We start from the raw sequence: 25,372 nt of genomic DNA on the forward strand, positions 1-25,372 counted from the left end.
ATTTTTAGCTATTGAACTTAGTAAGTGTTCATTAGGATGAAAGAATTATCTCTTCTGCTAGATCTCTTGAGGAGAGGATTCAAAACATCCATGAAAGTTGATTAACCATATTTGATAACCTAAAAATCTTACTATGAAACACTTTACTTTTCTAGTGCTTTTCTTTTGTTTCTCCCAGCACTTACTATTAGCTCAAATAACAGGCCTAGGACTTAATTATTGGGAGCCTATCGGCAATAGTGAAATCGTCACAATTAACTCAGATGGTGATAATGGAGATGGAGTAGGAGACGGAGCGCAAAAAAGTCAGAACCTTGCTTCTACAGTTGGAAATGGTTTGTCCTATGCCTTTGGAGGCAGTATGCAGGAGGGACAAAGTTTAAATTTTAAAAGTTATGTTTTTAACCCAAACATCTCATATGTAAGGCTCAAAGTAGAACTTTACAATATTACCGATGAAGTCCTTTTAGTATCCGAAGGGGCAGTTTCACTCACTTCTGGTGTTGTCTATCAATTTGAGCTGGATTATGTGCCTCAAGCTTCTGATGATGGTGATGCTTTGGAGGTGAGGTATATTAGAACTGATGATGGCAATTCTGCCCGTACTTTTGCCATTGATAATGCCTCTCTGAATGGGGCATATTTATATCCAGAAGCTGATCCTGAACCAAGCTGTTTTGATCAAGCAGGAGAAGAAAAAGGCTGGGGTATTATTGGTAGTATCAATCTTAGCCAAGTCAATAATGATCCTGATAATGGAGATGGGGCAGGAGATGGCGCCTTATCTGTTAAATCAGCTGCCAATGAATCCTATCAAGGGGTATATTATCCTTTTGAATGTTTGATGACTGGAGGTCAGCAACTTGAAGTGAAAGCTTATGTATACAATTCGGCAAACTCTTATGTAAAAGTAAAGCTGGAATTGTTTAATAAAACCGACAGTGTGTTCTTGAATTCAGTAACCAAAACCCTTGTCCCAACCCAGAACCCTAATGATATTTTAAGCTTAAATTATTTTACTCAATCTACCGATGATGGGGATGAATTGGAATTGCGATTGGTGAGGAATGATGATGGGAATACCGTCCGCTTTTTCAATATAGATTATGTCACCATTAACCAAGGAACTTTAAATATAGATATTATTCCACCACCGCTGGCTCCTGAGTGCGCTTTGGGGGTAAATATTGCCCCTGATATTCCATTGGAAGCGGTTACTGTTGATCAAGTTCAGGAAGTTGAGCAGATTTATGGGAAGCTTGTGGAATATGTTATTGGCACCACATTGCCTAGCGATTTTCAAGAACAATATGATGCTGCAGTCCAATCTTACCAATTGCTTAATCTTGTAGATGAAGATGGTGAGATAGCTGGAGAGGTTGCAAGCTTTGATGAAGCTGCGGAAATGGTAATGCAGTTTTCTAAATATTTACACTTTGTAGATGCAGAGGATAGTACCACCAAAATGATGGCAACACGCTTGATAACTAAGGTAGCCCAGGATTTTTGTCGTGGCTTGATCAGCAGAGATTACAATTCATATGGTTTTAGGAATTTCTCCCAACCAGTAATGACCCTCAGGGATTTTTTATCTGATGAAGTCAAAGACCAGTTTGGCTATGTCCTCTATACGCATTCTGAAAACTTTAAGCATTTCTGGGGACAATATGAAATTGGTGCTAATTATAATACTGATTGGATTTCAAATTTGTCTCCAAGCTTATTTATGTATGCGGAATGGAGATTTCCAAGTGATGGGCAAGAGAAAGTCCGTTATATGAAAGGTGCAAGTAGGTATCTAGAACGTTTTCTGACAGTAACTGATGGTGTGGGCGATGGTATCAAGGCTGATGGTACTGGATTTCATCATAAGTCAGCCTATGACGGTTATTTGTATGCATTCGGTAGGGCTGCATTCTTAATATCGACCATGGATGATACATCCTTTCAGATTGATTTGGAGCATTATAAGGTATTGAGAAATTCCATTTACTTGCAAAGGATGGTTTCAAATGATGGAAATGTACGGGCATTATCTTTAGTGGGAAGAAATCCCCAATCTAGGTATATGTCTACAAATCAAAATGATATCAAACGTTTGGCGATAAGCGGTGGAAAGATTTTAGGCTTAAATACAGCTGATCCACTGCTTGCAGGATTTTATAACCGTAATTGGGGTTCAGAGACAGAGTTTAACTATGACTCGGTCACTCCATATGAAAATGGCTTTATTCAGTTTAACCATTACCATGCTGGGGCATATAGGCATAATAACTGGACAGCAGTAATGAAGGGGTTCAGTGATAATATGTGGGGGGCAGAACTTTATGTGACTACCAACAGGTATGGCCGATATCAGTCTTATGGTGCTTTGGAAATAATGTATACAGGTGGCACCGATCTAAATGATAATGGTTATGATGTAAATACTTGGGACTGGAATTATAACCCTGGAACGACTACTATAGTGTTGCCTTGGGAAAAGCTTCATGGAGAAAGGGGACGTATCGATGAGAAACAGGCTTATCGTTTTGCAGGGGCCTTGACATTTGATAATAAAGGGAAAGACTTGGGGGTGTTGGAGAAAAACTATGGAACATATGGTCTTTTTGCCATGGACTTTCAGGAAGTAGCCAATCAGGGCTTCGGACTTACCTATGGGCCAAATACCCATAATGATAGTTTTAAATGGAAAAAATCTAATTTCACCTATAAAGATATCATCGTTTGCCTAGCCACAGGAATAAGTAATAATGATAATGATAATCCAACGGTGACTACGCTTTATCAAAGAATGGCAGACAGCGAAAGCGGTGCCAATATCAACGGGCTTAGTCTAACTAGTAATGGTGAAAATACCTTTTCAAGTAGCCAGGATAATTGGTTGGTTAATAGTTATAATACCGGTATCTATGTCTACAGTGGAAGTGGAGAGCTGAAGCTTTGGAAGGGAAGCCAGCAGACTCCAAACTATAATGAAATTGATCCAACGGCTTACTTGGATAACCCTGTGGGGGATTATATCATTGGTTATTTGGATCATGGCACAGCCCCTCAGGATTTGGGTTATGAATATGTGATTAAGCCAAATGCAACAGCAGAAGATATGCAGGAAATAGCCATGGAAAAACCTTATACCGTGATGGAAAAGTCATCAGATCGTCATGTGGTAAATTTCCACGATGCAGGACTTTGGGGAATGGCATTGTTTGAGTCCTCGGAGAATATTGAAATCCCTGGATCTTTAGTGAAGGCCAATGATTTGCCTTGTTTGGTGATGTACCAAAGCAAAGGAAAAAAGACGGTGAAAATTTCCGTTAATAATCCTGATTTAGGATTTGGACTAAATGGTAGTGAGGTTAATGTGGAAAGAGATATTCAACTAAAGTTGGCAGGTCAATGGCTTCTAAGTGAATCCATACCAAATATCAATTTAGTGGAAATGACTGATAGCACAACCTCTTTTCAATTCCATATTGTTGATGCAATGCCTGTAGAGGTCGATTTGGTTAAAGCCTCTAAACAAGATGCTAAAGTCAGGAAAAATAGAATAATATACCTAGAAACGGGTGATGAACTTTCAATAGTTAAGAATTTAATGGATCAGTCCATGGAAGGGAATTTAGATTGGAGTAGCCAGGATCCTGAAATCGTTACAGTTGACCAGAATGGTAATTTAAAAGCCATCAATAAGGGTAAAAGTAAAGTGTATTTTGTGAATGACTTGAGTGGAAAGGCTGATTTTATTCAAGTATTCGTTGAGGACAGAAGTGGCGAATTGAAGTTCTATCCAAATCCAGTTGTTTCCGAGCTTCATATTCTTAAAAAGGGAATTAGAGATTACTATATCTATAATTCTCGCGGTGATATACAGTTGTTCCTAAATGATATAAGTTTAGATCAATTGAAGGTTGATGTAAGCAAACTACAGAGAGGAATTTATTTCCTTAAAGTAGTTGATCAGTGGGGCAATTCAGAGACGGAAAGGTTCTTTAAGGAATAAGTGCTGTTTTAATTTGATAGGAGCCCTGATACAAGTAAGTTGTCAGGGCTTTTTTATTTACAACCCCAACTATAAAATTTCAATTAGCTTTTCAGCCATTAGTCAATGCAGTTGTCCAATTGTTAAGTAAAACGGAAGAAAGTTTATTGCACTTCTTAACCTGTTTCTTTATTTGCCATAGGAGTAAACTTCAAAGGGGGTGATAAGCGATCCCTATTTATCCTTTTTTTCAAATAAAATAACAAAGAAAAATTTGCAATGATTTTTAATATATGGCTTTCATCAATAGCAATATCAGAATTTTAGAAAAAACAGGTGAAAAAGGCTCTTCAGGACCTTTTGGGCTATTATTCCCCTCTTTTAGAACGCATTGTCCCCCTAGTTTTTTCTTTGTTTTTCCAAGATTTGTTCATATCAAAGTAAACAAAATAACTTCTTATGGTAAAAGTTTTAAAAATACTACAAAGCACCCGCCCCCTATATTATATAGGTTTGGGAGCTGCGCTAAATCTTTCCATATGCAGTGCGATATTTTCCCCTGCATTGGCAAATACAAATACCTTAATAGAAAAGTATCAACTTGAGAAGGAAGCTAAAGGAAAGGTAATAGATGAGTTGGGTACACCTTTAGTTGGTGTTGCTGTCTTGGTGAAAGGTACAAGTATAGGTGTCGTTACAGATATGGATGGAAATTTTGCAATTTCCAATATACCGGATGATGCCAGCACGCTTATTTTTTCATTTATAGGTATGAAAACAAAAGAGTTACCTATTTCTTCCAAATTCATTGAAGTGAACATGGAAGAAGATATTTTTTCAATTGAAGAACAGGTAGTAATTGGTTATGGTACTACAAAAAAGAGTGATTTGACAGGAGCTGTCTCCAGTGTAAGTGCTAAGGACTTTGAAAAACAACCTGTTACTAGAGTGGAGGATGCCTTGCAAGGTCGTGCTGCTGGTGTACAGGTAATCAAAGGTTCTGGTGTTCCTGGTTCTGATGTGCAGATCAGGATTCGTGGTGCCAATTCCATCAATGGAAATAATCAGCCTTTAGTAGTAATTGATGGTGTGATTGGAGCTGATCTTCGGTCCATTAATACAAATGATATCGCCTCAATGGAAGTACTAAAGGATGCCTCTGCAACTGCTATTTATGGCTCGCGAGGTGCCAATGGGGTGATTTTAGTAAGCACAAAAAGAGGTGAAGGCAAAGCCAAGGTTGACTTGAGTGCATTTACTTCCGTCTCTTCTATAACTGGAAAAATCGATGTGCTTTCTCCTCAGGAGTTTGGCAGTATTCATAATCTGCCCGTGATTGACGGAGGGACTGTTTATCAGGATCAATACTTCCAAACTGGGGTAGCCAATAATGTTCAGCTATCCGTTAGTGGTAAAAGTGATAAAGTGGGTTATTTTATTTCTGGTAATGTCTTGGACCAAAGTGGTATCGCCCTTAATTCTGATTATTCGAGATACTCTTTACGTGCGAATATTGATACTGATATTACTGATAAATTTTCGGTTCAATTGAATATGTACGGTAGCAGCGAAAAGACCCTGAACCTGGTAAGTGGAGGTAGTTCTTCTTCTCCTGATGACAGGGCAGGTATTGTTGCAGTATTAGGATGGGATCCAGCCTTACCAATCAAAGATGAAAACGGAAATTATAATTTGCTTTCCTCAAATGGTTCAGGTTTGATCAACCCGATTGCTCAAAGGCTGGAATCAGAGGCATATGCAACTACATCTACTGTTAATTCAAATTTGAATTTGGCCTATCAATTTAATGATAATTTGAAGCTTACGGTAATTGGAGGTTTGATCCACAGAAACATTTTAGGGGAAAGTTACTATGGAATCCCTGCAGGAACCGTATTGAGCGCCCCTACAGGTGGCGGTTCTATCAGGCAGAATACTACTATACAAAACAGTAATATACTTACTTGGAAAAAAAGCTTTAAAGATCATAATCTGAAATTGACAGGTTTGTTTGAATTTCAGCAGTTTGTCAACAAAGGCTTCAATGCCAGTGCAGGCCAATACTCAATACCTGCAAATTTTTATTCTTTGGATTTAGGTACCACACCTTCTGTAGGCGCTACTTACAGCAAGAGCCAGATAGTGTCCTATATGGGAAGGGGAGAATACAACTACTTGAGAAAGTTGTTTTTGACCGCAACTCTGAGAACTGATATTTCTTCTCGTTTTAGACCAGAAAATCAAGTTGGTGTGTTCCCTTCAGCATCTGTAGCTTACCAGTTTGAGAATGTTTTAGGGGAGACGATCGAGTCTTTGAAATTGAGGGCAGGATATGGTGAAACGGGTAATCAGGCTATCTCTCCTTATTCTACTTATAATACACTTTCTACAGGTCAGGACTACCCAATTAATGGAACTGAACTTTCAAGAGGCTTGATAGTAGGGCCGACTGCTAATCCGGATTTGACATGGGAAACAACTAAACAAAGCAATATAGGAGCAGACCTTACATTCTTATATGGAAAGTTTAACCTAAGCATCAATAAATATTGGAAAAATACGGTGGATCTATTGTTAGCGGTACCGGTTCCAGGATTTGTTGGTGGTGGATCTATCACCCAAAACGTAGGCGAGGTATTTAATGGCGGATGGGAGTTTAATCTTCAAACCCACTTGGTCAATACACCTAAATTCCAATGGGATGTCAATACCAATTATTTCTTTAACAATAATGAAATTAAAAGCCTTACTGCTGATCAAAATGAGATCTTGATTAGCCCTGTAGGAGGAGTATCCAATACCACGGGAGCTTATGTCCTACTTCGAGAGGGCATGCCAATGGGGCAATTCTATGGTGCTACTTTCCTAGGAACATATAAAACAGGAGAGGCTGAAGGTACTCCTGGAAATGCAAAATACCTTACTGACGGAGATGGAAACGTAGTGTTGGATGTAATTGGAAACGGCAATCCAAAGCATAACTGGGCAATTAACAATACCATGACTTGGGGTAGTTTTGATCTTAACTTCTTGATTCGTGGGGTTCATGGCTTTGATGTAATGAACTTCACTAGGGCTAAAATCTCTATGGCGGGAGGTGTACAATCCCTTCCAACGTATGGAGAATATAGAAACCACTGGACACTTGAAAATGAGACGGATGTTCCTGTATCTGGCAATCTATTAGTGAATTCCACTAGGTTCATGGAAAAGGGTGATTTTGTGAGATTGAGCAATTTGTCCTTAGGTTATACCCTAAAGAATACAAATCTATTCAGGAACTTCCGAGTGTATGCCAGTGCCCAAAATTTGTTTACCATCACAAATTATTCAGGCTACGATCCTGAAGCCAGCTCGATTGGAGCAGGAAGCGGTGCAGCATCTTCTATAGACTACGGTGCTAATCCTAATGCACGTACCTATACCTTCGGTGTCAATATAGGATTTTAATTAAAAGATTTGGACGATGAAAAATATAAGAATAAAGCTTGCTACACTGCTGTTATTACTTACCAATTTGGTAATCATTCCAGCATGTACCTTAGAAGAAGATCCCTCTGAAGCCAGACTTGACCCGGGATCATTGAATTCGCAAGAAGCCCTTGAGGCAGCTGTTGTGGGGATGTACCGCCAGTTTACAGCTGGAAACCAATGGGCACACTCTTGGATGCGATACTATGGTGCCGATGATATTACGACACATAGTGGTAAAAATAAACAAGGTTTTAGGGAAGCAGACAGAATGGAAATGACCTCTTTGACACCTGGTATCCAGTTGGCTTACGATCCTTATTATGCTACGATCAAAGAAGCCAATAATATCATCGATAATGAAGAAAATATTGCTACTGGAGATCCAGCAACTTTAGATGCCTTGATAGGTGAAGCTTATTTTCTGAGAGCATTTTGCTACTTCCATTTGACAAGAACTTTTGGTAAGGTTCCATTGGTATTGAGTACGGACATTACTGAAAATGCAAATAAGGGAAGAGCTGAAATTACAGAAATCTACCAACAAATAGAAAGTGATTTCTTGATGGCGGAAAGTCTATTGCCAGATAAATATCCAGGTGCGCCAGCAGCTATTCGCCCAAACAATGGTTCTGCAAGGGCCTATCTGGCTAAACTTTACATGCACTGGGCAGGATGGCCTTTGAAGGATAACTCCAAATATGCCATGGCTGCAAGTAGCGCAAAGCAGGTAATTGATAATGCTGATGCACACGGTTTTGGGCTTGTTCCAGATATGTCAACGCTCTGGTCCATCACGGATGAAAATCGTTTCAATACAGAAATTGTCTTCGGATTGGCACATAGCCAGAATTTGGGAAATCCTTTTTCAAATAGACATGCTGGTAGAGGCGGATATCCTGGAGATGTGCAAGGTTGGGCTGAAATTTTCGCAGAAATTGGCTTTTTTAATGAATTCCCAGAAGGACCAAGAAAGAATAAGACCTATCGTACTGAGGTGATATTTAAAGGAAATACCATTCATTGGGAAGATTTTCAGGATGAAAGACACCCATTGTTCCTGAAAGTTACGGGATATCAGGATGAAATAGCTACTACCAATTCAGTGACTATGATAACTACTTATTCCATGCGGTATGCAGACCTATTGTTGATGTATGCAGAAGCAGAGGGAAGGTCAGGAGGAAATAGTGCGGAAGCTTGGGAAGCCCTTAATATGGTAAGAAGAAGAGCAAATGACCTTCCTTTTGATCAGGCAGATCCTTCTGTGGATTTATCAAGTGGTGATTTAGCTGAGCTGGCCTATACAGAGAGAAAGTGGGAATTGGCAGGGGAGTTCAAAAGATGGGATGACCTGACCAGGATGGAAAGAGTAGCGGATGCGCTGGCCAATAGGTCTACTGAAGAATTGGTAGGACCGATTGCTGGCGATACAAGTCCAGCCAATTATTTCGCAGAAATACCTGAGGCAGAATTGACGAAAGCCCCTCAGTTAAGAGAATAGTCAAACGGAAAAATTGGGTTGGGTGAGCTAGGTTTTAGCTCATTATATCTAAAAGATCTTCTATGCTCATGGAGAAGGGGGGATTTGGTTAATCCTTCTTTCTCCCTATTTGAAAGATTTAGCAATAGTTCTATGGATAATTATAGAAGGGAAATAGCTGATTATTAATTAGAAGTCATTGATGTGACAATATCCATCAATGACTGGTTTTAAGCTATAAGGCTAATTGTAAAAGAATGAAAGTATTGTGCAGTTAAATAATCCCAAAATTCAAGCCCTGTCAAATCAAAAGGAATTAATACGGCTTTAATCAGAGCCAAATCAGAATATTTATGGAAAAGTACGATCAATTGTTTAAGACTGTCCAGGTGTGTAATAGTGCTGTAATAACTTTTGCAACTAGAATGCTATTTGCAAGTATATTTTTTGCTTTATTGGCATGTAGCGAAGGAAAGGGAGAAAGGGCATTGCCTCCAAATTCATTAAATTATGTGGATGAAATAGCATTTAATGAAAGCAAGGCGATAGAGAAATGTGAAGAACAACTGGTGGGGACGATTTCAAGGGTCACGGACCTTTCAAAACACCCTAGGTTGATAGAAACTGGCGGAAGCGAATGGAAGCAAATACCCAATGGTAAATTGGTCTGGACTTCTGGGTTTTATCCAGGCATATTATGGTATATGTATGACCTTACTGCTGATGAAAAATGGAAAGAGGAAGCCATTAAACGGACTGAGGTATTTGAGGATTTTCAGTTTATAACTGAGCATCATGATATAGGCTTTATGATGTTTCCTGCATTTGGGAACGGGTATATATTAGGAGATAAAAAAGAATATAAGGACATTTTGCTGACTTCCGCAGCTTCTCTTGCAAGCCGCTATAACCCTAATGTGGGAACCATTAAATCATGGTCAAATAAAATGCATCCAAGATGGAAAGAGCATATCACCATCATTGACAATATGCTAAATTTAGAATTACTATTCTGGGCAGCAAAGAATGGGGGAGACCAGCAATTCTATGATATTGCGGTCTCTCATGCCGAAACTACAATGAAAAACCATTTTAGGGATGATTTAACTTCTTGGCATGTTTTGGAGTATGACTCACTTACTGGTGAAATACTAAATAGACACACAAAGCAAGGCTATGCAGATGATAGTAGATGGTCTAGGGGACAAGCTTGGGGTATTTATGGTTATACCATGGTCTATAGAGAGACTGGGGACAAGAAATTTCTAGATTTTGCAAAAAAGATCACGGATAAATACTTAAGTCTTTTACCTGATGATATGATTCCTTATTGGGATTTTGATGCCCCTGATTTACAAAACCAAGAAAGGGATGCTTCTGCAGGGGCAGTGGTAGCTTCTGGCTTGATAGAATTAAGTACTTTGATAGAAGAACAGGAATTAAAAGAAAAATACCTTACTGCGGCTGTGAAAATGCTCGAATCTTTAAGCTCTGATTCATATTCAGGCTATGGAAAATCCGATGCCTTTTTATTACATTCTACAGGCGCCAAGCCCTTGGGACATGAAATAGATGTTGCGTTAATATATGCAGATTACTATTATATTGAGGCTTTGGATAGATTAAAAAAATTAAAGGAAAAAGCCAATTCATGAATAGGAGAGCTTCAAAATATTATTTAAGAATTGTGATTGTAGGTTTAGTTTTGAGTTTTGTTTCCTGTGGTAAAAAGCAGGAAACGACTCAAAGCGAATCCACTAAGCAACCCAATTTGATTTTTATATTTCCAGACCAACTTAGAAATGCGGCGATTGGCATTAATGGGGAGGATCCTGTAATTACGCCCAATATGGATCAACTGGCACGGGAAGGAATGGTTATCCAAAATGCCATGAGCAATTTTCCTTTATGTAGTCCTTACCGTGCGATGCTGATGACTGGAAAATTGCCCTATAATAATTCCGTGTTGAGCAATTGTAATTCCAATAGGTATCAGTATGACAATAATTGGCAAAAGGAAGATACCAGTTTTTCAGATGTTTTGGTGGGAAATGGTTATGACGCTGGTTATGTAGGAAAGCTCCATTTGACTTCCCCGGCACCAATTCCGGGATCTGATTCCATTATTTGGGATGCCTATACACCTATTGATGAAAGGCATGGATTCAATTTTTGGTATGCTTACGGTACCTTTGATGAGCATAATAGCCCGCACTATTGGGTCAATGATGCAGCTGAAAATGAGCTCAAAGAAATCAATGAATGGTCCCCTAAGCATGAGGCTGATATAATTATAGATTATATCAAAACGGATGATAATAGAAACAAAGAAAAACCCTTTGCACTGTTCTGGTCAGTCAATCCACCTCATCCACCTTACCCGATAGTCCCAGAGGAATATGTTGCTACATACAAGGATAAAACCTATCAAGATCTGTTACAGCGGGATAATGTAATCTTAGGAGACACTCCTGAGGAATTGGCCTTCCATCCCGGGGGAACACGTGGAAAGACTGCTTTAGCTAAAAACCATGTGAAGGATTATTTTGCCATGGTGACAGGAGTGGATGAGCAAATTGGTAGGGTATTAAAAACTCTTGAAGATGAGGGCTTGGCAGAAAACACCATAGTGGTAATTACTTCTGATCACGGCGAGATGATGGGCAGCCATGGATTGATGTCCAAAAATGTTTGGTTTGATGAAGCCATGAATGTTCCCTTTATTATTCGCTGGCCAAAAAAGATAAAGGCAGGGCAGCAAAGTGAATTATTCCTAAGTGCTACTGATGTAATGCCAACTGTACTAAATATGATGGGGGCAACAGAAGGTTTGCCCAATAATTTGGATGGAAAAGACCTTTCCAGACAGATTTTGGAGAATTCCCCTTCAGGAAGTGACTATGCGCTTTACTATTATATCAAACAAGGACAGCCTAGCTCTGGTCATCGGGGTATTACTTCCAAAGAGGCCACTTATGTCATTACCTTTGATCAAGAAGGAAAGTCACATGAGTTCCTTTATGACAATATCAATGATCCATTCCAAATACACAATATTGCTTCAGTTAATGAGGAACTGGCATTCGCATATCGTAAAAACCTTTTTAAGGCCTTAGAGGAAAAGAAAGATCCTTGGCTGGAACTTTGGGAGGAAGGGGGTATATCGAATAGATTGTGTAATGATTAGTTAAAGTTTGAGAATCATTCATTGCTGCCGATAATTTAAATAAAATAGGATACTAAGTTTGCCTCTTGTATGAAAATCAATAAAGTTATAATTCATTTTGTTTCATTTTTTCTCTTTACCAGTCTTTCATGTTTAAGCCAACAAAATAAAAAACCATTTGTAGAATCCTTTGAAGATAAAGAGCTGCTTTCTCATTATCATTCTTCTGAAAATTCTTTTCTAAAGATTTCCGATCAAGCAAGGAGGTTTGGCAAGCAATCCCTTGAATGGATTTGGGAGAAAAGGGATAGCTATTTTCAAACCAGTAATTTGGCCCTGCTTGAACCTGATCCTGAAAAGGAGGATTTCATTAAACTATTCCCTGCAAGCCCAACTTTCAACCTTTCAGTCTATAGTGAAGAACCTCAAGAAGGAAAGGTGAAAATTTCCTTTTTCCTGGGAGAAAAAGAAGCCTTTTGGTTTTCCATACCCTTGAATTTTTACGGATGGCGGACACTGAGAGTGCCATTTTATGAAATGGAGGGAAATGTACCTTCCAAAACTGCAGCGGTGGATTTTGACCGGATGAGAATGAGCAGTACTGCCCCAAATGGTAAGCTTTTTATTGATGATATTGTTTTTGCTGAATATCAGGATGACAGGCATCAATACCCTGACTTTATGGTCCCTTTTATCAAAAAAGATCAAGATCATAGCCTAGACCATTGGATGCCCTTAATCCATAACTGGGAACTATTGGAAAGTATGGAAATAGGGGACTTTAGTCCTCTACAAAAGAGGGATATTGAGGAAGTAAAAGAACGTTTGGATGAAGAATTTAAGCTCAAAGATCTAATTAACAATAGTATAGATTGGAAGGGGGAATTCTCAAAACTGAAAATATCCCAGGAAGAAGAAAGCGTAATTGGCCCACCTTTAACCTATAATTTGAATGAAGTGTATTATGATTCTTTACAACAAGGACCCCAGGTGCATAATACTATAAGAGAATTTGGTAAGGTCATTCTAAGTCTTGCCAAGGCCTATCAGTTAGAAGAAGATGATCTTAAAAAGTCGATTATTGAGGAGAAATTTAATTTATCAGCCAGGTATTATTTGGACCAAGGCTGGCAAAAAGGAAGTAGCGGTGGCACCAGACATCATATTGGCTACCAAACCCGGGAATTAATATCTGCTTTTTATTTGATGCGTGAACCACTTTTGGATGCAGGCTTGTTGGTTGAGATCGGCAATAGTATCAAATGGCTGACCAATTTGGGGATGATTCTAGCTGATGAGGATGCCTTTAATGTTAATATAGACTATCTCAATACCCAATCATTTTACCATCTGGCTCAGATATTTTTAACTGAAGATAGAGACGAAATAGGAACGCTTTTGACAGCATTTTCCAACTATATGACTGTGATATTGGCACAAGAGGATAATGAGTGGGGCTTCAAGGCTGATGGAACCTCATGGCATCACAGTGGACATTATCCTGCTTATGGTATGGGAGCGCTTAGTGAGGTTCCTAAGATATTTTATTGTTTGGCAGGTACAGCATTCAGAATTGGTGAAGCGGGACATGCTAATTTTAGAAGGGCACTTTTAACCACTGCTGAATATAGCCACAAGTATGATTGGGGTTTTGGGAATGCAGGGCGTCACCCCTTTGGTCCTAATAATATCAGGAATTTAAAAAGAGCCTTTTACCGAATGGCCCTTTCTGGCAATCCTAAAGGGGATCAGACTATAGACCATGAGGTGGCGGGAAGCTTTTTATATTTATGGGCGGATGAAGCGGTGCAAGAGGCCAAGGAATTTCAGAAGTTAGGTATCAAAGCCACCAAAATGCCAGCTTATAAATCTTTGCCTTATGCCGCAACAGCTATTCATAGAAATGGGGATTGGGCTGCCCTGATCAAGGGCTATAACAAATACGTTTGGTCTTCTGAAATCTACCCAGTCAGTAACAGGTACGGGAGATATCCAGCAAATGGAAGTATTGAACTATTGATGTCCGGAGGACAAAAGGAGAGTGGATATGTGGAAGAGGGCTGGGATTGGAATCGCTTTCCTGGGACTACAGTGCTCAATATGTCCTTTGAAGAACTAGAACCCGATATGAGTTTATTGATGTTTCTTTCAGAAGAGACATTTGCTGGAGCGACTTATTTAGATGGGAATGGGCTGTTTGGAATGATATTAAACTCTAGCTCAGGTAAAAATGCGGACGGCTTGGCGGATGATAGAACAGTTACTTTACCGGAAGGTTTGATGGCTAGGAAGTCAGTGTTTTCATTTGGGAACAAATTAATCTGTATTGGCACAGGGATATCCAGTAAGGATACAGGACATTCAGTACAAACCAACCTTTTTCAGGCCCAGATCAGATCCCAGCATCAAAATTTGGTAAGCCATGATCAAGGTCCAATAATGGGTTTGCCAATTAATGGAAAAAGTAAAAAATGGATCATAGATAATTATGGGAATGCCTATTACTTACTAGATGATCAAGAAATTCATTTTGTCAAAGAACATCAGACTTCCTATCATAATAAATATTCTGTTAAGACGGGGAAAATGCATAGCCTAGGGAAGGGGGAAACCGTTACAGAGGGTGATTTTGCAAGTGCTTGGATAGACCATGGGATATCACCAAAAGGAGGAAATTACCAATATGTGATTTATCCATTTTTGACAAAAGAAGAGCTAGCGATATTTGGAAAGTCAAAACCCAAGGATTTTAAAGTTTTGCAGGCTAATGAATATGCACATATAGTTAAGGATGATCCTTCAGGAATCAGTGCGTATGCCATCTTCGAAGCTAATAACTTTGAAGGGGATAAGCTGATTAAGTCTGTATCATCACCCTCTTTAATTATGGTTAAAGATGATGATGGTAATGTGTTGAAATTCAGTGTTGTAAATCCTGATTTGAATTTTCCTGAGAACCCTGAGAAGAAGAATGGATTTAATAACTATAGTCAAGAAGTACCATTAAGTATTTGCTTAAATGGCGTGTGGGAATGTACTGATGTTAATGCGCTAGCAGTGGAGCAGAGAGTTGAGGAAAATTTGACTATTATTAGTCTGAAATGTGTAGATGGATTGCCAGAAATTTTTACTTTAAAAAGACAATAGGCCATGCGTAGATATTGGATAATGATGCTGTTAGTTTTCCTTCCATTGATTAATTATGGGCAGGAGAAACCTAATATCTTGTTTATAGCTGTTGATGATCTGAATGACTGGCTGGGATGTATGGGAAATGATCAGGCAAAGACGCCGAATATTGATCGCCTTGCAGCGGTTTCTACCTTATTTACAAATGCCCATTGCCAAGCACCTATTTGTGGGCCATCTAGGGCTTCAATATTGACAGGACTCTATCCCCATCGATCTGGAAATTACCTGCAATTGCATGATAAGGATATTAAAAAATCAAATGATCTGACCGGGGAAGCCATATTTATGCCTGATTATTTTGAGGAAAATGGTTATGCTACTTTCGGAGTTGGCAAGATTTTCCATATGGGGGATGCAGCACATGTATTTGATCTATATGGCGGTGATAATGGCGTTACAGGTCCAAAGCCAGATAAACGTTTCAATTATGACCCAGCTTGGTTCGAAGATAAAGTGGGAAATACCCAGACTGATTGGGGGGCTTATCCTTCAGATGTTCAGCAGATGCCGGATTTTAAATCTGTTAGTTGGGCCAGTGAAATTTTAAAAGCCCGACACGATAAACCATTTTTCCTTGCGGTAGGATTAAACAGACCCCATGTACCTTGGTATGTGCCTAAAGAATATTTTGATCTATATCCATTGGATTCGTTGGTAATGCCTGCGTATTTACCAACTGATATGGATGATATTCCAGACATGGGGAAGAAAGTGGCGGATGCCCCCATGATGCCCACTACTGAATGGTTGAAAGCTTCTGGACAATGGAAATATGCTGTGCAGGCCTATTTAGCTTGCATTAGTTTCGCGGACAGTCAGGTGGGGAGGTTGTTGAATGCTTTGAAGGATAGTGATTATGCCAATAATACAATCATTGTCCTTTGGTCAGACCATGGTTATGATTTGGGTGAGAAAAACAGGATGGCCAAGCAGGCTTTATGGAATAGAGACACTCATTCGGTTTTGATGATTCATAGGCAAGCCCAAGAGGTTGGTCAAGTTTCCTCAAGGGCTGTTCAGTTATTGGATATCTACCCAAGTTTGATTGAATTAGCGGGGCTTGATAATAATCCAAAACTTGATGGGAGGTCTTTAGTACCTCTGATGAATGAACCAGAGAAAGAATGGAATTATCCCGCCCTAACATCTTATGGAAAGGGAAACATGGCAGTTACTTATGAACAGTATAGATTGATAGAATATGCAGATGGTTCATTTGAATTTTATGATCTTGAGAATGATCCAAATGAATGGGATAATATTGCTGGTAATCCAAAGTATGATGAGAAAATAAAATTGTTAAAAAGCTTTATTCCAAAAGAGCAGGCTGCATTGTCGAAGTATAGCAAGTATAATTTTAATGATTACTTCAGAAGTATTTCCATTGATGTTCAAAAAAACGATTAAGCTAGATTTTAAAATTCCTATGAGAATCCAAGGTATTAATTATGTCTTGGGATTGAATAAATGTTAAAAGTTAGATTCCAATTGTTACAAAAAAAGGGGATATTATCCCCTTTTTTTGATTCTTATTTTTCGCCGTTCTTTATTGCGCTGACCTCATTTCTAACATCTTGTGCTAGGTTTTTAAGGTCTTGCATGCCTTTTCTAATTCTCGTTCCAGCTGCTTTGTTACCTTGCTCATAAAACTTTGCGAAATCTGCTTCTAAAGCCTCTACTAATTCTTTTGCTTCTGAAAATCTGCTCATTTTTGTTGATTTTTTTGGTTTTAAAATGTCAATATATTTAAAAAGTATTTTAATCTATAAATAATTTCAGTTAAAATTTTTACTATATCATATAGGTACTGCTAAATATTATAAAACTCAGGAAAAATATAATCTAAAACTTTTATAGATAAATTGATTTTTATTTTTCTTTTAAGTACCTCAAGATTAGGGAGAAATCAAAATTTTATAACATGGATTTCAATATTTAATTTCCAATTGATCCCCAGAATCAGGGCGTTGATCCCATTTATTGCCTTGATGGTTTACCACTTCTTTTTCCAGTTGACTTTTTTGGTGGCATGGTATGTGAAAAGATAATAGTGTTCTATCAGGAAGGTGGCTTCATCTTTTATAATGACCTCTGATTCTGCCTAAAAGAGATGTCCATTTTACCATTTGTAGAATAAACTGTGGTGGAATTCTACAAAATGAAAATAGAATTACACAAAGTGCCTTAAAAATTAATTATACGATTATGAAAAGAAGCATAAGATTTTCAATTGGTTTTTTTGTGTTATATTTAATTGGCACCACCAGTTGTATACCATCATTTGACATTGATTTAATAAACAATAACGAAGAGAAGATCACATGTAAGCTCAACGGAGAGAATTTTGCAGCAGACAACAATGAATCTGTACTTGATTTGGTAAAAGCTGAACTAGTAGAAAAGGACCAATACTTTCTTCTTACTGTATATGGTGCTGAATTGCTAGATGACGGCGGAGCTAAGGCTGTAGGCTTTAAAATAGGCGGATTATCCATTGAAGAATTACAAGCAGGAAATACCTACGAAACATGGGAAGAACTGGAAAACAGTCCTGGAGATTTTGTAGGTGTAATGGGAGCTGTGGAAGAGCGACCTTCGGTCCAGAGTGATGAAAGTATATATAAAGCCAGTTCCAATCATACTAAGAAAATATTCCTGGAAATAACAGAAGTAGATCACGAAGCAAAGACATTTTCTGGCACTTTTTCTTTTGATGCATTGGATGATGTCTCAGGAGTCAATATCAATGTGACTGAGGGGCAGTTTGAAAATGTTAAATGGGGAAAATAGTTATTTAATAGTCAATTAGTAATTATTGATAAATTAGGTATCAAAATTGTAATACATCAACCAAGTTTTATAAAAATCAACTAAAATTTACAACTATGAGGCGTAGAAACACTTTTAAACATTTATTGATGGCATTTTCAATCACCGCATTTGTGGCATCATGTTCACAAAATGATGAAATGCCAGACACACAAGAGAGCCAGGTGACTGTTTCAGCTACCGTGGCAAACAGTTCAGACCCTAATGCTAGGATGGCTACTTTGGGTTATGGTAATTTGGTTATTTCAGATATTACCATGTCAGTAGATAGGGTACTTCTCAATCTTAGAGCAACTAGCGACAACAGTAAAAAGCCAACGATTGTCAATGTGAATAGCAAAGGACAAAAAATTATTAAGTTAGTTGAAGATGGAGAGGTAATGGTAAGTCCTCTGGGAAGCGTGAGTGCTGCCAATGGCGTTTATGGAAAGCTGGATTTCGATCTGGTAAAAGCTATGAATGTACCTGAGGATGATGAGATGTATGGAAAATCGGTACTTGTTAAAGGAAATTGGTTTGATACACCAGCTACCATGTACATTGACTTGGAAGAAACCTTTAAAATTTTATATCCACAGGGAATAGAAGTAGATGGTGCTCAAGAAGTCGTATTTGGTCTTTATTTGGATAAATTCTTCGAAGATGTAGATCCAAGCCTTATTTCTGATGGAGATGGTGATGGTACCATTGAAGTTGGTCCAAATGGTGAAGATGGCAACGAAGAAACTTATAATAGCTTCTTGGCCAATATTGAATCGGCTTTATTCTTGAAAGATGGTGAATTTAAAAACTAATAATAGAAAAAGCCTTTTAAGATAATTACCAAGTATTTTTTGATGTAGATTTATCACGGAAGAGCCGGTTTATACCGGCTCTTTTTATTTAATGATTATTGATAATTTCAGCGAAAAGATTCAATGGCTAAGTTTAATGCTTCACTATGGGATTGTAAAGATTTTAAATGATAAGATTAGATGCCCTATAATGCCTCTATTCTTTCTAGTAAATAAATTATTTGGGCGTAATTAGGATTTAGAATTTATTCCTAAATTGCCCTTAAGCATGAAAAAAAGACCGAGTACCATTACTGATATTGCTAAAGCCCTCAATATTTCCGCTTCTACCGTTTCAAGGGCCTTACATGATAACCCTTCTATAAGTTTAGAAACGAAATCAAAGGTATTAACCTTGGCAAGAGAGCTCAATTATCAGCCCAATATGCTGGCTTTGAGCTTATTGAAAAAAAGGACTAAAACCATTGGGGTTATAGTACCTGAAATCACAAGTTATTTTTTTGCAATGGTAATCAATGGTGTACAGGATATGGTGGATGAGGCAGGCTATAAATTGATAATAAGTCAATCCAATGAATCTTTTGAAGAAGAAGAAAAATTGATTGAAACGCTTTCACTTGGTAGGGTAGATGGCTTTTTGATTTCCCCATCTTCAAAGACCATGAGCTATGGGCATTTGGAAAAGCTTCGTTCATCAGGTATCCCAATAGTGGTGTTTGATAGAGACTGCCCGAATTTTGAAGCTGATAAGGTATTGGTAGATGATTTTGATGGAGCCTATCAGGCTGTAGATTATTTAGTAAAGACAGGTTGTAAACGCCTCGCCCATATTGCAGGCCCTACTAATTTGACTACCAGTCAACACAGGAAGGCTGGCTATTTAAAAGCTCTAGAGGATAATAATTTGGATATCTGTGAAGATCTAATTCAAACTGTTGGAGGATTTACCTCTGAGTATGGTGAAGAAGCGGCTAAAGTGCTTTTGGATTTACCTAATCCGCCTGACGCTATTTTTGCGATTAATGATGCTGTTGCTATTGGAGCTATGGCTGTGATTTTTGAGCGTGGGCTTCGAATTCCCGAAGATATTTCAATTGTTGGTTTTGACGATGAGCCTTACAGTAAATATTTCCATCCTTCACTTAGTTCCGTTTGGCAGCCAGTGTATGATTTGGGGATGCTCTCATCTAAAATTCTGATGAATCAACTTGATAAAGACTTTGAGGATAATAACTACCGGTTTGAAGTATTGAAACCAGAGCTTATCATTCGAGAATCCTCCAAACCTTTACCTGATTTCTATAGGGTTTAAATTCAAATCAGATAATATCTGATTGCGAATAATATCAATTTTTTGGAATATTTCTATAAAATGAATTTTGCGCAAACCTTTGCATAGCAAAAAGCTTCTGTTTCTTTTTTTATGAAATAAATAAATGGAAAATTGGTTTTGCAATTAAGCCCAAGATATTCTATTGATATTATGATAGAAGCCAGTTCTTCATTTTACGGTTTTTAATTACAAATGAGGTGTTTTGACCAATTTCGATGTTATTATTTGGTTATCGCCTCGCAAGATTTGTAATAGAAGCCTAATGGAAAAACAGCCATCTCAGGTTTAGTTCAGTATTACATTTGAACCCAATTATTTGATAAACATAATACTGAATCTATGAAAAACTTTACTCATGATTTGGGCCTTAAAACGGCTTCAGTTTTAAAGGTCTTTTGTTTATGCTTGTTCCTATCCTTAATAGTAATTAAGGAAGGAAAGGCAGAAGCGTCCACAAACTATTCTCCACCAGAAATAGCTATTAGCGGCTTAGTAAAAGATGCTAGTGGTGAACCACTTCCAGGTGTGAGTATTCTCGAAAGAGGAACCAGTAATGGTACCGTTACAGATATTGACGGGAAATTTAGCCTTAGTGTTAATTCTAGTGAATCCGTGTTGTTTTTTAGTTTTATAGGATTTGAAAGTCAGGAAATAACTGTAGGGGATCAAAGGAATTTTGAAATTACCATGAGCAGTAACACGCAAGACCTGAATGAAGTGATTGTGGTAGGTTATGGTATTCAAGAGAAAAAGGATGTGACAGGAGCTATGGCTACTGTCAAATCGAAGGAGTTTAACAAGGGGATCGTTAATTCACCTCAAGATTTGATTCAAGGTAAAATAGCTGGTGTTAATGTGGTGGCCTCCAGTGGCGAGCCAGGTGCCAGCCAGAATATTACCATTCGTGGACCAGGAGGTGTAAGAACAGGTAATTCACCTTTGTTTGTAATTGATGGGGTAGTTTTGGATAACTCCAGTACTGGCGGTGATAATAATCCACTTAATTTTATCAATCCTCAGGATATAGAGTCCATTGATGTCCTAAAGGATGCTTCAGCAACTGCAATTTACGGTTCCAGAGGTGCTAATGGGGTAATCATCGTTACGACCAAGAAAGGCAGCGAGGGCATGTCTACTATAAATTATACCATGGGATATGGTTTCTCTAAAATGGCCAATCCAATTGATGTTTTCAGTGCAGATGATTATAGGAGGGAAGTGGAAGCAGTAGATGGAATATTACAAGATTCCTTGGCCAATACGGATTGGCAGAAGGAGATTTCAAGGACGGCTGTTACCGCAAACCATAACTTATCTTTCAATGGAGGTAGTAAGCGATTGGTTTATTTTGCTTCCTTAGGATATCAGAACCAAGAAGGGATAATCAAGGAAAGTGAGCTTAAGCGATATTCCGGAAGATTAAACGTTTCTCAAAAATTCCTTGAAAATGATATTCTAACTGTAGATATGAATCTAAGTGCATCTCAGACACTTAGCCAACGTCCACAGATTACAAGCGTTTTGGGTAGTGCTTTGGCAGCAAATCCGACTTTTCCTGCTTATGGCGATGATGGTTTGCCTTTCAGAGATCCTGCCGGGACCAATCCGTTGAGGCAATTGGAAATATATGATGATTATACCCGTATTAATCGTGTTATCGGGAATATCAGCGGTACTTTGGATATTAGTAAGTCCTTTAGTTATAAAATCAACGTAGGTATTGATAATTCTAGTTCAGTTAGGGATGTACAAAGTTTACCAAGTGTTGAGCCTCAGCAGATCGGAAGGCTTGAAATCACCAATGGTTATAACCGTAATTTTCTAATTGAAAATTACCTTACTTACAATTATCAGGATGAAAAAAATGTCTTGACAGCTTTGGTAGGGCATTCATATCAGGAAATTTTTGTGCAAAGCAGGTCCAGCAGTATCAATGATTTTCCATTCTCGGATATCGAACCTAGGTACAATCCTGGTTTGGGTCAGGACTTAAGTTTGGCCAATAACAGACCAACTGGATTTGCAACTATCAATGAATTACAATCTTTCTTTGGAAGAGTAAATTATCAGTTCAATAACCGCTATTTGGTTACTGCTACGGTAAGGGCTGATGGTTCTTCCAAATTTGGTGAGAATAATAAATATGGGGTTTTCCCATCGTTCTCATTGGGATGGAGACTGTCAGAAGAAGACTTCCTTTCAGAGTCGAATTTTGTAAATGATCTTAAAGTACGTTTCGGTTGGGGACAAACAGGTAATCAGGAAATTCCTTCCAAAATTACCCAGCCACTTTATACCGCTCAGGTGAGTGGTAGTACAAGTTATCCTTTGGATAATTCCTCCAATTATCCAGGCGGAATCACCTTTAGTAGATTGGCCAATCCTGATTTGCAATGGGAGGTTTCCACCCAGACGAATATTGGACTTGATTTCGCTTTCTTTGATGCTAGCCTATCTGGTTCTGTGGATTATTTCAGAAAGGTTTCTAATAACATCCTTTTGGAGGTGATTCCTGCGGATCCTGTACAACCTGCCAATACCACTTGGGTAAATGTTGAGGATATGAATATTATCAATCAAGGGGTAGAAGTAGCTTTGAATTACAGAAGACGTATTTCAAATGATGTTTCTTTCAATATTGGTGGTAATACGACTTTCATCAATAATGAAGTGAAAAACTCGCCATTTACGGTGATTCCTTCAGGTAGCGCGACTGGTGCTGGTCTATCTTCAGCAACTATCAATGGTTATATCAATGGACAACCTATTGGTTCTTTTTACTTGCTTGAGCATATAGGCTTCGATGAGGATGGTTTGAATATGTTTAGGGATACCAATAATGATGGAGTTGTCAATGATGCAGATAGAATAGTAGCAGGCACTGCCTTACCAGATCTACAATATAATATCAATGGTGGCTTAAGCGTAAAGCGATTTGATCTGTCCTTTAATTTTACTGGAGTTTCAGGTAACAAGCTTTATGACAATACAGCCAATGCTTTGTTCTTTAAACTAAGATTAGCAAGGGGCTTGAATGTAACACCAAGCGCCATTGAATTCCCTGAGGAGTCAGTAAATAACCCTGCTCCAGTTTCCACTAGGTATCTGAAAGATGCGAATTACTTCAGGTTGAATAACCTATCACTTGGATATAATTTCAATACTGAACAGATCGGTATTTCAAAATATGTCAGGGATTTGAGGTTCTCTGTGACTGGTCAGAATCTATTTGTAATCACTCCTTATGATGGTTATGACCCAGAGGTAAATACAGATAGAACCATCAATGGTGTTTCTTCATATGGAGTGGACTATATGAGCTACCCTAAGGCAAGGACCATTACACTTGGTTTAAACATTATTCTTTAATCATTGGAAATGAAATTATCTCGAGATATGAAAAAATTGATATTGTCTGGGCTGGCAGGTGGTTTATTGCTTGCGAGTGGATGTACAGACCTCAATGAACAAATATTGGATGAGACCTCAGCTTCAGGCTTGTCCCAAAATGAAATTGTAGAAGGTAATGTGGTTGCTGCTTACGCTACATTCAGTGGCTTATTTAATCACGTTAATTATTTTAACCTACAGGAAATTTCAACAGATGAAGCGATACTGCCATTTAGGGGCGGTACGGACTGGGGGGATAATGGGATATTTATTGCTATGCATACCCATAATTTCATAACAACGGACCCTAGGATCAGAAATACTTGGAACCAAATTATGCAGGGGATTTCCCGAAGTGTAACGGCCATCAACGTAATCCCTACCACTACTGATCCCAATGCTTCGGTTTATGTTGCTGAAATGAGGGCATTGAGGGCTTTCTACTCATTATTGAGTTTAGATTTATATGGTTTGGTCTTTGTTAAAGAAGATGTGAATGAAACCTCTGTAATTCTAAGAGGAGAAGAAGCATTCAACTATATTGAATCGGAGTTGTTATTTGCTGAAGATATAGTTCCAGAGGATATTGGCCCAGGTCGTATGTCCAAAGGGGCTGTACAGGCCATCTTGGCGAGGTTATACCTCAATGCAGCAGTTTATAAGGACAGGTATGCGGAGAGTTTTAATTTTGATCCAGCGGATATGTCCAAGGTAATTGAATATTGTGATAAGGTGATTGCCTCAGGGCGTTATTCCCTGTCAGAAGATTATTTTGCGATGTTTGATGATGAAAACCATAGTAATCCAGAATTGATTTTTGTTTATGATCAAAGGGCTGAACTGAATGGGCATAATCGTATGGCTTATTTCTCCCTATCTGGAGATATGTATCCATTACCTGAATTTCCGAATGCCAATGGCACAGATGGTCCTGGAATTACTTCAGATTTCTATGAAACCTGGGAAAGCGCTTATGCTCCATTGGATCCGGCAGATGCCGACCCGCGTTTCCATAAGAAAAATCTATTTATTCCAGCTGATTCCTGTATAAATGGAGAAGATTTTGAAATTGACAGAGGGATCTTGAGAGGACAGCAATATGGTTTGATCAGAAATGAAAATGGTTTCCAAAGATGTGAAGACGGGGTAGGCTATCGAATTGGTAAGCTCTATAGTCGTTCTAGAAACAGACCTGATTTGGCTGTTGATTTTACTAAGTTGATCGACTATACCACAACAGGAAGTTTATATAGTAGTGGTTATAGGGTAGAGAAATACGAGTTCAGTAAGAAGTCCAATAGTGGAAGGAATTTTGGTGAGGCTGATATTGTCTTGATGAGACTGGCAGATATTTACCTGATGAGAGCTGAAGCTAAGTTGCGTGGAAATGGAGACTTTGCTGGTGCTTTGGCAGATGTAAATATGGTTAGAACTGCAAGGACTGCCAGATTCACTGCTCCTCCGTTAGATGAAATCAACCTGGATTTGCTCTACAGGGAAAGAGGCTTTGAATTTTATTGGGAAATGCAAAGAAGAACTGATATGATCAGGTTTGGAAAATTTGAGGACACTTGGACGGAAAAAACTGATAGTGATCCAAGAAAAAGGATTTTCCCTATCCCACAGACTGCCCTGGATGGTGCATCAAGCATTCCGGGTTACCTAGAGCAAAACCCTGGCTATTAATTGTCTTGAAGTATAAATGAAAAAAGGCTACCAATTTCGGTAGCCT

General features: G+C 38.4%; 13 protein-coding genes. 12 read left to right on the forward strand and 1 reads right to left on the reverse strand.

From position 1 onward, the window contains the following. The first annotated feature begins 133 nt into the window (after positions 1–133). The 7 genes from KMW37_RS12235 to KMW37_RS12265 all read left to right on the forward strand — a co-directional run bounded on the left by KMW37_RS12235 (position 134) and on the right by KMW37_RS12265 (position 16,701). Positions 134–4,003: a chondroitinase family polysaccharide lyase gene (locus KMW37_RS12235; RefSeq protein ID WP_215224921.1), complete on the forward strand. Its 3,870-nt coding sequence runs from the start codon at positions 134–136 to the stop codon at positions 4,001–4,003. Between the two features lie 438 nt (positions 4,004–4,441). Next, positions 4,442–7,432 carry a SusC/RagA family TonB-linked outer membrane protein gene (locus tag KMW37_RS12240; protein WP_215224922.1) on the forward strand — a complete coding sequence of 997 codons (2,991 nt, stop codon included), beginning with the start codon at positions 4,442–4,444 and terminating at the stop codon, positions 7,430–7,432. 16 nt (positions 7,433–7,448) lie between these two features. Beyond that, on the forward strand, positions 7,449–8,957 hold the full coding sequence (locus tag KMW37_RS12245; RefSeq protein ID WP_215224923.1) for a RagB/SusD family nutrient uptake outer membrane protein: 1,509 nt from the start codon (positions 7,449–7,451) through the stop codon (positions 8,955–8,957). 332 nt (positions 8,958–9,289) lie between these two features. After that, entirely contained in the window at positions 9,290–10,591 is a 1,302-nt protein-coding gene (locus tag KMW37_RS12250) for a glycoside hydrolase family 88 protein (RefSeq protein ID WP_246581465.1), read from the forward strand. Beyond that, entirely contained in the window at positions 10,588–12,123 is a 1,536-nt protein-coding gene (locus tag KMW37_RS12255) for a sulfatase family protein (RefSeq protein WP_215224924.1), read from the forward strand. Before KMW37_RS12250 ends, KMW37_RS12255 begins: the two co-directional genes overlap by 4 nt. Before the next feature lie 69 nt (positions 12,124–12,192). Next, positions 12,193–15,249 carry a chondroitinase family polysaccharide lyase gene (locus tag KMW37_RS12260; protein WP_215224925.1) on the forward strand — a complete coding sequence of 1,019 codons (3,057 nt, stop codon included), beginning with the start codon at positions 12,193–12,195 and terminating at the stop codon, positions 15,247–15,249. Positions 15,250–15,252: 3 nt separating this feature from the next. Continuing rightward, a complete protein-coding gene (locus KMW37_RS12265; protein ID WP_215224926.1) occupies positions 15,253–16,701 on the forward strand; it encodes a sulfatase in 1,449 nt (482 codons plus the stop codon). A 122-nt stretch (positions 16,702–16,823) separates the two neighbouring features. Here the strand turns inward: KMW37_RS12265 and KMW37_RS12270 are convergent, their stop codons facing one another. After that, a complete protein-coding gene (locus KMW37_RS12270; protein WP_215224927.1) occupies positions 16,824–17,003 on the reverse strand; it encodes a histone H1 in 180 nt (59 codons plus the stop codon). A 496-nt stretch (positions 17,004–17,499) separates the two neighbouring features. Between KMW37_RS12270 and KMW37_RS12275 the strand changes: the two genes are divergently transcribed. From KMW37_RS12275 to KMW37_RS12295, 5 genes are all read left to right on the forward strand, one after another. Continuing rightward, positions 17,500–18,084, forward strand: coding sequence for a hypothetical protein (locus KMW37_RS12275; protein WP_215224928.1), 585 nt, complete (start codon positions 17,500–17,502; stop codon positions 18,082–18,084). Between the two features lie 128 nt (positions 18,085–18,212). Beyond that, positions 18,213–18,917, forward strand: a complete 705-nt coding sequence (locus tag KMW37_RS12280; RefSeq protein WP_215224929.1) for a hypothetical protein — start codon at positions 18,213–18,215, stop codon at positions 18,915–18,917. Between the two features lie 268 nt (positions 18,918–19,185). Next, complete coding sequence (locus KMW37_RS12285) at positions 19,186–20,229, forward strand: LacI family DNA-binding transcriptional regulator (RefSeq protein WP_215224930.1); 1,044 nt, start codon at positions 19,186–19,188, stop codon at positions 20,227–20,229. Positions 20,230–20,589: 360 nt separating this feature from the next. Continuing rightward, on the forward strand, positions 20,590–23,619 hold the full coding sequence (locus KMW37_RS12290; protein WP_215224931.1) for a SusC/RagA family TonB-linked outer membrane protein: 3,030 nt from the start codon (positions 20,590–20,592) through the stop codon (positions 23,617–23,619). Between the two features lie 27 nt (positions 23,620–23,646). Further along, positions 23,647–25,326 (forward strand): RagB/SusD family nutrient uptake outer membrane protein, encoded by a 1,680-nt coding sequence (locus KMW37_RS12295; RefSeq protein ID WP_215224932.1) that lies wholly within the window; start codon positions 23,647–23,649, stop codon positions 25,324–25,326. Positions 25,327–25,372: the final 46 nt, after the last annotated feature.

Origin of the sequence: Echinicola shivajiensis, assembly GCF_018642165.1 — a bacterium.
GTDB classification, from domain to species: Bacteria; Bacteroidota; Bacteroidia; order Cytophagales; family Cyclobacteriaceae; genus Echinicola; species Echinicola shivajiensis.